Genomic DNA, 11,848 nt, shown 5'->3' with positions numbered 1-11,848 from the left:
GCAACAGGCGCATGCATGTATTCCGCTTTGGTATCCCAAAATGGAATACAATACAATCCCATTCCCGCATCCGCATTCATTCGCAGGACATGACATGAGTACGACCCAAGCTGCCGCCAGGGACGCCGCCGCGTTAGACGGCACCACTGGCCCTTTGGCTGGCCCGAAACAGGCTGAGGAAAACCACGAGCGCTACTGGAAACAGAACCTCCTCATTTGCCTCATCGGTTCGTTCACCACGCTTGTGGCCATGTCGCTTCTGCTTCCTTTCCTGCCGCTTTATGTGGAGCAGCTTGGCGTGTCCGACCATGCGGCCATCGTGCAATGGTCCGGCATCGCCTATGGCGCAACCTTTCTCGCCGCCGCCTTCGTCGCGCCGCTCTGGGGCAAGCTTGGCGACCGCTATGGTCGCAAGCTGATGCTGATCCGCGCCAGTCTCGGCATGGCCATCGCCATGTCGCTGATCGGCATGGTAACGAGCGTCTGGCAGCTGGTCGCGCTACGCCTGTTCGTCGGCATTGCGGGCGGTTATTCCTCCGGCTCAATGATCCTCGTCGCGACGCAGACCCCGAAAGACAAAACCGGCTGGGCGCTGGGTGCGCTTTCGGCGGGCATCATGGCGGGCAATCTGGCCGGGCCGCTGCTCGGCGGCGCTTTGCCGCCGTTGATCGGCATCCGCGCCACTTTCTGGCTGGCGGGCGGTGTGATCTTCCTGACTTTCCTCGCCACAACTTTCCTGATCCGCGAAGAGCGCAAGCCGCCGAAACCGACCAAGGAACAGAGGGCGGAATCCATCTGGGCTGCGATCCCCGACAGAAAGCCTGTTCTGGCCATGCTGGTGACGGGCATGCTGCTGCTGTTCGCCAATATGTCGATCGAACCGATCATCACTGTCTATGTCATACAACTGATGGACGACCAGACCAAGGTTACGCTGATTTCCGGCGTCGTGATGGCGGCGGCAGCCTTGGGCAGCATCCTGTCCTCATCGCGCCTCGGACGACTGGCCGACCGCATCGGGCACAGATATGTCATCATCGGTGCGCTGGCGATTTCCGCATTGTTGCTGATCCCGCAGGCATTCGTCACACAAGCCTGGCAACTGATCGGCTTGCGCTTTCTGATGGGACTGGCGCTGGGCGGCCTCCTGCCCTGCATCACCAGCGTCATCCGGCACAATGTGCCGGACCGGGTTGCTGGCGGCATACTCGGCTATTCGGTCTCGGCGCAATATGTCGGACAGGTCGCAGGCCCGGTGGCAGGTGGCTTTGTCGGCGGCCATTTCGGGATGCGCGCCGTCTTTCTCGGCACCTGCCTGATGATGGCGTTTGGCGCGTTTTATAACTGGATCGTGCTGCGCCGCGCTTCACAGAACTGACGCAACCAAGGGATACTGGCTGTCATTCCATCGATTCCATGATTCTGGGACATTGAATGACAGACCATATCTTCGCGCCCTTCGAAGCGCTTGCAGCTGAACTTCTGCCGCATGCGCTGGAACATGGTGAGGACGGATCGCACGACCTGTCCCACCTCGCCCGCGTCTGGAAAAATGCCTCAGCCATTCAAAGCGTGGAAGGCGGCGACGCCGAAATTCTTTGCACAGCGGCAATTCTGCACGATTGCGTGAGTGTGGAGAAAAATTCCCCCGACCGGCACAAGGCTTCGCGCCTTGCAGCCGACAAGGCCTCCGCACTGCTGCGCAGCCTCGGCTGGGACGATGAGCGCATTGACCGCGTCGCCCATGCGGTTGAAGCGCACAGTTTTTCAGCCAATATCGAGCCTGTGACCATCGAGGCACAGACCTTGCAAGATGCCGACAGGCTCGACGCCATTGGCGTGATCGGCGCAGCACGCTGTTTTTATATAGCAGGCCGTATGGGAAGCGCCCTTTATGATTGGCGCGACCCGCGCGCGGAAGACCGCGCGTTCGACGATAAAACTTTTGCGCTCGACCATTTCCGCACCAAGCTGTTCAAGCTTGCCTCCGGTTTCAGAACGGAAACCGGACGGCGCATGGCCGCCGAACGCCATAAGCGGCTGGAAGCCATCTATGATGATTTTCTCGCGGAAGCAGGTGCATGAGATGGATTGTGGTTATGGTCAGCCGAAAATGGTGGAGTTTGAGAACCGGAGCGGAGTGTACTTAAAGGTACATGAGCACCGGAAGCGCAAAACAACGCCATTTGCAGGCGGCCAGAGCCGCAATCTCAGATAGAATAGCCGCCGTCGACACTCAGCGCCGTCCCCGTGACCATCGCGGCGGAGTCGGATGCGAGCCAAAGGGCAGCTTCGGCAACATCTTCCGGCGTCGAAAAGCGATCGAGCGGGATGGTTGCTTTCAAGGCTTCACGCGCTTGCGGCGTATCGTCTTCCAAAAACAGCTTCAGCGCTTCACTGTCGCTTTCCGCCGGGCAGATGCAATTGACGCGAATATTCTTGTTGGCCAGTTCCAGCGCCATCGCCTTGGTGGCGCTGATGATCCAGCCCTTGGACGCGCTATACCAGACCAGCCCCTTGCGCGGGCGCAGCGCGGTCGCCGAAGCAGTGTTGATGATGACGCCGCCACCCTGATGCTCCATGATCGGCACGACGATCTGCGTCGAATAATAGAGCGCCTTCATGTTGACGGCATGGATGAGATCGAAATTGTGCTCATCCACCTCGGTCAATGGCATGTTGCGATGCGTGAAACCGGCATTGTTGACCATGATGTCGATGCGCCCGAAGGCCTCGAAGGCCGCACGCGCCACGCGCTCCACATCGTCCTTGCGCGACACATCCGCCTGCACGGACAAGGCATTCTTGCCGATATGCGCCAGCTCGTCTTCTACGCGCTTCACATTGACGTCAGCCAGCACGACTTTCGCGCCTTCGGCTGCAAATCGGTGCGCCATGCCTGAACCGAAACCCGATCCGGCACCGGTGATGATTGCGACCTTATCCTGCAGCCTCTTCATGTCATTCTCCTTTGACAAAGCCGTTTCAGACTTTGTGTGCAAATCACTTGAAACACGATTGTTTGTTCCAATATGGCTTTAAGATGAACATGTCATGTGTGCATAAGCGGTTAACCCGACAAAACCGACAGGCTGCCTCCATGCGCGGTCATATCCCGATATCTGGCCCACATTTGACGCCCAGTTCAAATTCACGAGAATGCGGCAATCGGACGGTTGAATTTAAATCGATTAAATTATAAAGATGGGCCGCGCATATGGCACCGTTGTCATAGTAGGCTATGACTGACAGACTGATTTGCGCGAACGAAAGAAGAGAGCGACAGATGACCAGCCAGACTATTCCGGTAGAGCCTTTCGACTGCATCGTTTTTGGCGGCTCGGGCGACCTAGCCGAACGCAAACTGATCCCGGCATTGTATCAGCGGCAGCGTGCAGGCCAGCTCTCCGACCCGACGCGCATTATCGGCGCTTCGCGCAGCCCCATGACCGATGAGGAATATCGGAAGTTTGCGCGCGATGCCATTCATGAGCACGTCAAGCCTGCCGAAATCGATGAAAAGCAGATCGAAGAATTTCTGACCCGTCTCAGCTATGTCGCTGTCGACGCCAAGTCCGAAGAGGGCTGGGATGCCCTCAAGACCCTGATCGGCAAGAAGCCGGAAAAGATTCGCGCCTTTTACCTCGCAGTCAGCCCGACCCTGTTCGGCGATATCGCCACGCGCCTGAAGAGCCATGGCCTCATCACCCGCGACACCCGCATCATCGTTGAAAAGCCGATTGGCCGTGATCTGGATTCGGCAATGGCGCTCAACGACACGCTGGGCAGCGTGTTCCGCGAAGACCAGATTTTCCGTATCGACCACTATCTGGGCAAGGAAACGGTGCAGAACCTGATGGCGCTGCGCTTTGCCAATGCGCTTTATGAGCCGCTTTGGAACTCAGCCCATATCGACCATGTGCAGATCACCGTTGCCGAAGCCGTCGGCCTTGAAGGTCGCGCCGGTTATTACAACACGGCCGGCGCGCTGCGCGACATGGTGCAGAACCATATTCTCCAGCTGCTCTGCCTTGTGGCCATGGAACCGCCTTCGTCGATTGAAGCGGACGCGGTGCATGACGAAAAGGTCAAGGTGCTGCGCTCGCTCAAGCCCATCACCAATGCCAATGTCGAGGATGTGACCGTGCGTGGCCAGTATCGCGCGGGCGCTTCGGCGGGCGGAGCGGTACGCGGATATCTCGAAGACCTCGAAAGCGACACCAGCAACACGGAAACCTTCGTGGCGTTGAAGGCCGAAATCGCCAACTGGCGTTGGGCGGGCGTGCCGTTCTATCTGCGCACAGGCAAGCGTCTGGCGACCCGCGTTTCGGAAATCGTCGTGACCTTCAAGCCAATTCCGCATTCGATCTTCGGTGAAAGTGCTGGCAAGGTCATTGCCAATCAGCTCGTCATCCGCCTGCAGCCCGATGAAGGCGTCAAGCAGTGGCTGATGATCAAAGATCCGGGCCCGGGCGGCATGCGCCTGCGTCACGTTCCGCTCGATATGAGCTTTGCCGAATCCTTCAACGAGCGCAATCCGGACGCCTATGAACGGCTGATCATGGATGTGGTTCGCGGCAATCAGACCCTGTTCATGCGTCGCGACGAAGTCGAGGCCGCATGGCGCTGGGTCGATCCGATCCTTCAGGGATGGGAGTTGAACAGTCAGCCGGTCCAGGGTTACACCGCAGGAACGTGGGGGCCATCGTCGTCCATCGCATTGATTGAACGCGACGGTCGCACCTGGCACGAAACGTTATAAAGGACCCTGAAAGGAACAGCATGACCATCGAACGGCACGATTTCACCAGCGGAACGGAACTGGCGCAAGCGCTCTCGGAGGCAATTGCAATCAAGCTGGCTGCCGCAATCGCTGAGCGGGGACAGGCGACGCTCGCCGTCTCCGGCGGCACCACGCCGCTGAGGCTGTTCGAAGTGCTGTCGCGCAAGATGATCGACTGGAACCTCGTCACGATCACCCTCGTTGACGAGCGTTTCGTGGCCACAGACAGCGATCGTTCCAACGAAAAGCTGGTCCGCGACCATCTTTTGCGCGATCATGCGGGCGTGGCCAAATTCGTCGGCCTCTATAATCCGGCGGCGACGGCCGAAACGGCGGCGCTGGCCGCGGCCAGCCGCATCGACGCATTGCGCCGTCCCTTCGACGTGGTGGTGCTTGGCATGGGTAATGACGGTCATACCGCTTCATTCTTCCCCAATGCCGACCGGCTCGATCAGGCGATCGACCCGGCAACACGGGCGCTCGTTCTGCCAATCCATGCCGAAGGTGCTGGTGAAAAGCGCCTGACGCTGACCCTGCCACTGGTTGCAGAGGCCGACATGCTGGTGCTGCACATCGAAGGCGCGGCCAAGCAGGCGACGCTGGAAAAGGCGCTGTCCGGCGACGACGAACATGAAATGCCGGTACGGGCGGTTTTCCACCATGCCCGCACCCCCATCCAGCTTTACTGGACCAGTTAATTCTATTCAGGCCAGATTGGCACAGGTGATACCCATGCCCATGCAATCCGCTCACAAACGCATTCAGGAAATCACCGCGCGCATTCGCGAACGCTCCAAACCGACCCGCGAGGCCTATATTGGCCGCGTGCGCGAGGCGGCGTTGAAAAAACCGAACCGAACGGTTCTGGCCTGCGCCAATCTGGCTCATGGTTTTGCGGCCTGCGGGCCGCATGACAAGGCGGCGTTGACTGGCGACGAAGTGCTCAATCTGGGTATCATCACCGCCTATAACGACATGCTCTCGGCGCATCAGCCGTTCGAAACCTTCCCGCAGCTGATCAAGCAGGCGGCCCGCGATGCGGGCGGCGTGGCGCAGGTGGCGGGCGGCGTACCTGCCATGTGCGATGGTGTCACCCAAGGTTTCGCGGGGATGGAACTGTCGCTTTTCTCGCGTGAAGTCATTGCCATGGCAGCAGCTGTCGGCCTGTCGCACGACATGTTCGATGCCGCCGTTTATCTTGGCGTCTGCGACAAGATCGTGCCGGGCCTCATCATTGGCGCGCTGACTTTCGGGCACCTGCCTGCGGTCTTCGTTCCTGCCGGTCCGATGACCAGCGGCCTGCCGAATGACGAGAAGGCCAAGACCCGCCAGCTTTATGCCGAAGGCAAGGTCGGGCGCGCGGAACTGCTGGAATCGGAATCGAAGTCCTATCACGGTCCTGGCACCTGCACCTTCTACGGCACGGCTAATTCCAACCAGATGCTGATGGAAATCATGGGCCTGCATCTGCCGGGCGCGTCCTTCATCAACCCGGGCACGCCGCTGCGCGATGCGCTGACGCGCGAAGCCGCCAAGCGCGCGCTCGCCATCACGGCCTGCGGCAATGAATATACGCCTGTCGGCGAAATGCTGGACGAACGTTCTTTCGTCAATGGCATCATCGGCCTCAATGCCACCGGCGGTTCGACCAACCATACGATCCATCTGATCGCCATGGCTGCGGCAGCGGGCATCAAGCTGACCTGGCACGACATTTCCGAGATTTCGGACGTGGTGCCGCTGCTCGCCCGCGTCTATCCGAACGGTCTTGCCGATGTGAACCATTTCCATGCCGCAGGCGGCATGGGCTTCCTCATCCGCGAGCTTCTGGACGGCGGCATCCTTCATGAAGATGTGCGCACCGTTTGGGGCGAGGGTTTGCGTCCTTACGCCATTGAGCCGAAGCTCGGTGCCGATGGCACGGTTCTGCGCGAACCCGTCCCCGAAAAGAGCGGCGACGACAAGGTACTGGCGAAAATCCATGCGCCGTTCCAGCCAACCGGCGGCATCAAGGTTCTGACCGGCAATATCGGCAATGCCATCATCAAGGTTTCCGCTGTGAAGCCCGAGCGCCATGTGATCGAAGCGCCCGCAAAGGTGTTCAACGATCAGGCCGAGTTGCAGGCTGCCTTCAAGGCGGGCGACCTGACCGGCGATTTCATCGCGGTGGTTCGCTATCAGGGACCGAAGGCCAATGGCATGCCGGAACTGCACAAGCTGATGACCGTTCTCGGCATCTTGCAGGATCGCGGCCAGCGCGTGGCGCTTGTCACCGATGGTCGCTTGTCAGGTGCATCGGGCAAGGTGCCGTCCGCAATCCACGTCACGCCGGAAGCACTCGATGGCGGCGCAATCGGCAAAATCCGCAACGGCGATGTTGTCCGCCTGGATGCCGTCAATGGTACGCTGGAAGTTTTGATCAATCACGCGACATTCGACGCCCGACTGGAGGAACGCCCCGACCTTTCCGCCAACGAACATGGCATGGGGCGTGAATTGTTCCGCGCCTTCCGGCAGATTGCCGGGCGGGCCGATGAAGGCGCTTCGGTGTTCTGAAGCAATTAAGGCAAAGCGGGTTTTGCACCGCTTTGCCTTTCAAATCGCATCAAATTGCGGGAACGAGGCGCGAAAACGCCTCTCAATTATGTCAAAAAACGGGCTTTTTTACGCCAGCACTGCGGCAGGCCGCCGTCAGCGTATTGGCCATCAGCATGGCGATGGTCATTGGGCCGACACCGCCCGGAACCGGCGTGATTGCGCCTGCAACTTTTTCTGCATCCGTAAAATCGACATCGCCGACAAGACGGGTTTTGCCCTCGCCTCTTTCCGGTGCCGGGATGCGGTTGATACCGACATCGATCACCGTCGCGCCGGACTTGACCCAATCGCCCTTGACCATCTGCGGACGGCCAACGGCTGCAACCAGAATATCCGCCGTGCGTGCAATCGCCGGCAGGTCCTTGGTGCGGCTATGAGCAACCGTGACCGTTGCATTGGCGGCGAGCAGCAGATTGAACATAGGCTTGCCGACAATATTGGAGCGACCGATCACCACGGCATTGAGGCCGGAAAGATCGCGTCCGTGAACGCGCTCGATCATGATCATCGCACCGGCTGGCGTGCAGGGCACGAACGCCGTATCGACCTCGCCAGTGCCGAGCTTGCCGACATTGATGAAGTGGAAGCCATCCACGTCCTTGTCAGGCGAAATGGTCTGGATGACGCGGCCTGAATCAATGTGTTTCGGCAGCGGCAGCTGCACCAGAATGCCGTGAATCGCCGGATCGTTATTGAGGCTTTCGATCAGGTCGAGAAGCTCCTGCTCAGAGGCGGTGTCCGGCAGATCGTGCTGGATGGAATGGAAGCCGCATTCCTTGGCCTTGCGGCCCTTGGAGGCGACATAGACTTGGCTCGCCGGGTCTTCACCCACGATCACCACGGCAATACCGGGAACCACGCCGGTCGCTGCAACGAGCTTTTCGGTTTCGGTCTTCACCGTGGAAACCACATCCTCGGCGAGCTTCTTGCCATCGATCAACTGGGCCATAGCGAGCGCTTCTTTCTTTTCGAAATATCGGCTTTGCGAAATAACGGAGCGGAATGTCTGGGAGATACATCACATCCGTCGGGCATACATGCCAATAAGCGTCATGACGCCCGATGACAATTACCGAATACGCAACAAAGGCGAAAATCAGGGCAGGATTTCAGAAGTTTCAGAACCGGACGCCGCGGTTTGCGCGCACGTCGTCGATGGTGCGCTGCAATTCATCCGCTTCTGCGGCTGTATGGGCGCGATTGTTTTCGACTTCCCAGCGCTCGTTCGCTTCCCGAATGACGGCGGCAAGCCGCGTTTCGCCATAGGTCTCAAGCACGTCGTCGACTTCCGGCTCCTCCCGCTCCCGCTTTTCTGCAACGGGCGCGTGCTTGTTTCCGAACAGGCACGAAAACAGACCAAGCCAGAGGCCGCCGAGCAGTCCGGCCAGAACCGAAGTCTGCAAGGACACGCCGCGCCAGCCGTATGAATCCTTGGCTGGCGGAACAAGGCGCACCGTGGCACCCGTCGCCGACAGGGTGCTCATGTCGCCTTGCGCCGCGCGCATTTGCGCATCTTCATAAAGCGCCTGCCGCGCCGCCAGATCGCGCTGCATCGCTTGCAGACGATTGCGGTCTTCATCGCTAGCTGGAGGCGCATTCAGCCCGGTCATGGCCGATGCCGCCTTCTGCTCGTTTTCAACGGCTTTGCGCAAATCTGCCTGAATCAGACTGCGCTGATTGGCGATTTCCGTATCGATTTCAGTGGCAAGGCTTTTGGCCGCTTCGCTTTGCCCGGCTGCGCGATATTGTTCGACCAGCCGGCCCAACGCGCCGGAACGCATATCTTCCGGCAGGCCATCCCGCAACAGGCTTTCCGCCGTCATGCTGCTCAAGCGGCCAGCCTCGGCGACAATCCGCGCCGTTTCGGCCTTGGCCTCGGCAAAGGCCTTTTCAAGCGCCGCCTGGTCGCCGTCGCCGAAATTCCGGCTGGCGCGGAACGCTTCAACCGCCGCCTTAACCGCAGTCGCATCAGCTTCCAGAGCCTGCAATCGCTCGGGCAGACCGGCATCCGGCGCGCCCGTGCTGCCCGTCAGCTGGTCACGGAAGGCCTGTGTCACCGCATTGGCAACCGCCACTGCTGTTTCCGGCTTCGCGGCCTTCACCTCGACCGTGACGATGCCGCTATCGAGCGCCTGCGAAAATTCCAGATGCGGGCGCAGAATGGCCGCACCCGTTTGCGCGGCCTGTGCTGCGGGCGCAGCCTCGCCTTCGGCTGTGGTGAACCGGGCAAGGGCTTGCCGCAGTTGATCGAGAAGCGGCGGCGGCCCGAAATCTCGTGGCGACTGGATATGCGCCAGTTGCGCGGCGCGGTTCAGCACCGCTTCGGATGCAATCTCGCTGCGACGTTCGGAAGGAAACACCTGCATGGATGTCGATACGCGATAATGTTGTGGCTCCAGCATGGCATAACCAAGCCCAAGCAAACCGCCCAGCACGGTAAAACCCACGATGCGACCCCAGCGCAAGCGCCAACGCCTGCGCGGTTTGGCGGACGGTGTATCACCGGTCGGAGCGACAGCGGCGGGCGCTGTTGGCTCCGGCGCTGGCATCGGCAGCTTTGGCGCTTCCTCCGGTTCAAGCCGGGACTGCAATTCGGCCCTGATCGCGCTCATGCGCTGGCGCATATCGGCGGCAGGATCATGGACCGCCGAAGGGGCAGCCGGTTCGCCGTCCAGCATTTCCTGCTTGCGGCGCAAAAGTTCCTCACGCCGCCTTCGATGCTCGCGCTCGGTCAGCAATTCCTCGGCCAGTTCGGCAGTGGTCTTGGTCGGCCCTACATCCGGTGTCCTGACCAGAAACTCGGGAGCATAAGCCAATAAGGGGCGCGCGGCAGCAGCTTGTCCCTTGTTCTTTTGCTCAACCATCGCTTTTTCCCGATGCCTATCCAAGCCCATTGACTGGCCCCTTTGCCCGGACCATCCACCCATGATCTGCCCATATCACAGACCATGAGAATTATGGCATCCATCATGGCAAACAAACCGTTAAAATTGTAGTTTTCCATAATGATTCATATCGATGCGCAACTTGAGGAACCCTCGATGCAAACCAAAATGGAACATCCGGTCGATATGAAACGCCTTGAGGGCATCATTGAGTTCATTCAGGCAGCCGAACGCCTGAAAAGCACATTGCGTTCCGGCCATACTGCCGAGGGCCGCCCGGAAAGCACTGCCGAACACAGCTGGCGGCTCAGTCTGCTGGTCACGCTTTTCGACAAGGAACTTGGCGATTGCGACCGGCTGCGCCTTCTGAAAATGTGCCTCGTACATGATCTGGGCGAAGCGATTTCCGGCGATGTTCCGGCCATTCACCAAAGCGCCGATGATGGCCGCGCCGAACGGGAAAAGGCTGATCTCATCGAGCTATGCGCGCCTTTGCCCGATGATCTGCGGGCGGAAATTCTCGACCTTTGGACCGACTATAATCGCGGTGTCTCCCCGGAGGCGATCTTCGCCAAGGGGTTCGACAAGATCGAGACCATGCTGCAACACAATATCGGGCTGAACCCGCCCGATTTCGATTATGCGTTCAATCTTGGCTACGGCCTCAAGCAGACCGAACGCCACCCGCTCCTGCGCCAGTTTCGCGCCGTGGTGGATGCGCAAACCGCGCGCAATGCGGAGCGGCAGAAGTGATCAGTTCAGCGTCGCGAAATGCCGCAGCGTGAAGATGATCTGATAGAGCAAGGCGAATGTGACGAATATCCCATGATAGCGGCGGCTATCCGTATACATGGCGATGATGCTGAACAGGATGAAGCAGACCGTCTGGATCGGATATTCGATCCCGTAGAGTTGATAGTGATCCACGCCTTTCAGCAATGTGTCGAGCACATCCACCACATGGATCAGCGCCAGAATGCCGAAAAACCATTTGCGCCGCGACATGAAATAATCGCGATAGCCAGTATATTCCTCCATGCTGTCGGGAAACAGCAGCGTGCATTGCAGGAAATAAAGCCCGGCATAAAAGATCACGAAAAGATATTTTTCGAACGTCCATAGCGGAATGGTTCTGAGGCCGAACTCGAACCACCAGAAATGCGCCACCGACAACAGCACGAAGGCGACCCAGGCCAGATGTACCGGATAGATTATCTGTTTGCCGGGATGCTGGATGAAGCGCGCAAAGCCGGTGAGCAGGCGCGATACGCACAGGCCCAGAATGATACCGATGATGATGCGAACGTGACCGAATGCCTCCGCTGGCGGAATACCTGTAGTCAAAGACGGATCCATTGGCCCCTCATTCCAACAGCAGCGCGGATAAGCAAATTATCCGCTCTTTCATGCAATTTCGTCGGGACATACTGGTCGATAATTTATGAGGCATCAATAATTTACGGGCAATAAAGCTATAATTTCCGCAGTTTTATGTTTTGTCCGCGCGCAACGATCAAATTTGGCCGCGCCGCCTTGCAGATTGCAAAGGCGCAAGGCTATACCGGCTTTGATCAATCCTGGC

10 protein-coding genes are annotated in these 11,848 nt (G+C 59.0%); 6 read left to right on the top strand and 4 right to left on the bottom strand.

What is annotated here, in order from left to right; all coding sequences use genetic code 11:
* The first annotated feature begins 94 nt into the window (after positions 1-94).
* Complete coding sequence (locus ABWW11_RS21720) at positions 95-1,378, top strand: multidrug efflux MFS transporter (protein ID WP_121539123.1); 1,284 nt, start codon at positions 95-97, stop codon at positions 1,376-1,378.
* A 56-nt stretch (positions 1,379-1,434) separates the two neighbouring features.
* Positions 1,435-2,085, top strand: a complete 651-nt coding sequence (locus ABWW11_RS21715) for an HD domain-containing protein (protein ID WP_109367024.1) — start codon at positions 1,435-1,437, stop codon at positions 2,083-2,085.
* Between the two features lie 125 nt (positions 2,086-2,210).
* On the opposite strand, the gene ABWW11_RS21710 is transcribed toward ABWW11_RS21715, so the two are convergent.
* Entirely contained in the window at positions 2,211-2,960 is a 750-nt protein-coding gene (locus ABWW11_RS21710) for an SDR family oxidoreductase (protein WP_109367023.1), read from the bottom strand.
* Positions 2,961-3,286: 326 nt separating this feature from the next.
* Between ABWW11_RS21710 and zwf the strand changes: the two genes are divergently transcribed.
* The 3 genes from zwf to edd are packed head-to-tail and all read left to right on the top strand — an operon-like array spanning position 3,287 to position 7,339.
* Positions 3,287-4,762 carry a glucose-6-phosphate dehydrogenase gene (gene zwf, locus ABWW11_RS21705; protein WP_109367022.1) on the top strand — a complete coding sequence of 492 codons (1,476 nt, stop codon included), beginning with the start codon at positions 3,287-3,289 and terminating at the stop codon, positions 4,760-4,762.
* A gap of 20 nt (positions 4,763-4,782) precedes the next feature.
* Entirely contained in the window at positions 4,783-5,481 is a 699-nt protein-coding gene (gene pgl, locus ABWW11_RS21700; protein WP_109367021.1) for a 6-phosphogluconolactonase, read from the top strand.
* Between the two features lie 34 nt (positions 5,482-5,515).
* Positions 5,516-7,339 (top strand): phosphogluconate dehydratase, encoded by a 1,824-nt coding sequence (gene edd, locus ABWW11_RS21695; RefSeq protein ID WP_121539083.1) that lies wholly within the window; start codon positions 5,516-5,518, stop codon positions 7,337-7,339.
* A 91-nt stretch (positions 7,340-7,430) separates the two neighbouring features.
* Here edd and folD read toward each other — a convergent pair whose 3' ends face one another.
* Positions 7,431-8,330 carry a bifunctional methylenetetrahydrofolate dehydrogenase/methenyltetrahydrofolate cyclohydrolase FolD gene (folD, locus tag ABWW11_RS21690; RefSeq protein WP_109367019.1) on the bottom strand — a complete coding sequence of 300 codons (900 nt, stop codon included), beginning with the start codon at positions 8,328-8,330 and terminating at the stop codon, positions 7,431-7,433.
* A gap of 169 nt (positions 8,331-8,499) precedes the next feature.
* Positions 8,500-10,245, bottom strand: a complete 1,746-nt coding sequence (locus ABWW11_RS21685; protein ID WP_121539082.1) for a GumC domain-containing protein — start codon at positions 10,243-10,245, stop codon at positions 8,500-8,502.
* 177 nt (positions 10,246-10,422) lie between these two features.
* On the opposite strand from ABWW11_RS21685, the gene ABWW11_RS21680 reads away from it, so the two are divergent.
* Positions 10,423-11,019 carry an HD domain-containing protein gene (locus tag ABWW11_RS21680; protein ID WP_109367952.1) on the top strand — a complete coding sequence of 199 codons (597 nt, stop codon included), beginning with the start codon at positions 10,423-10,425 and terminating at the stop codon, positions 11,017-11,019.
* Here ABWW11_RS21680 and ABWW11_RS21675 read toward each other — a convergent pair whose 3' ends face one another.
* Entirely contained in the window at positions 11,020-11,622 is a 603-nt protein-coding gene (locus ABWW11_RS21675; protein WP_109367017.1) for a hypothetical protein, read from the bottom strand.
* Positions 11,623-11,848 lie beyond the last annotated feature (226 nt).

It is taken from the genome of Brucella sp. NBRC 113783 (genome assembly GCF_040372265.1).
Classification (GTDB): Bacteria; Pseudomonadota; Alphaproteobacteria; order Rhizobiales; family Rhizobiaceae; genus Brucella; species Brucella teleogrylli.
Note: the sequence above shows the minus strand (reverse complement) of the source record. Positions and strands in the feature narration are given on the sequence as shown.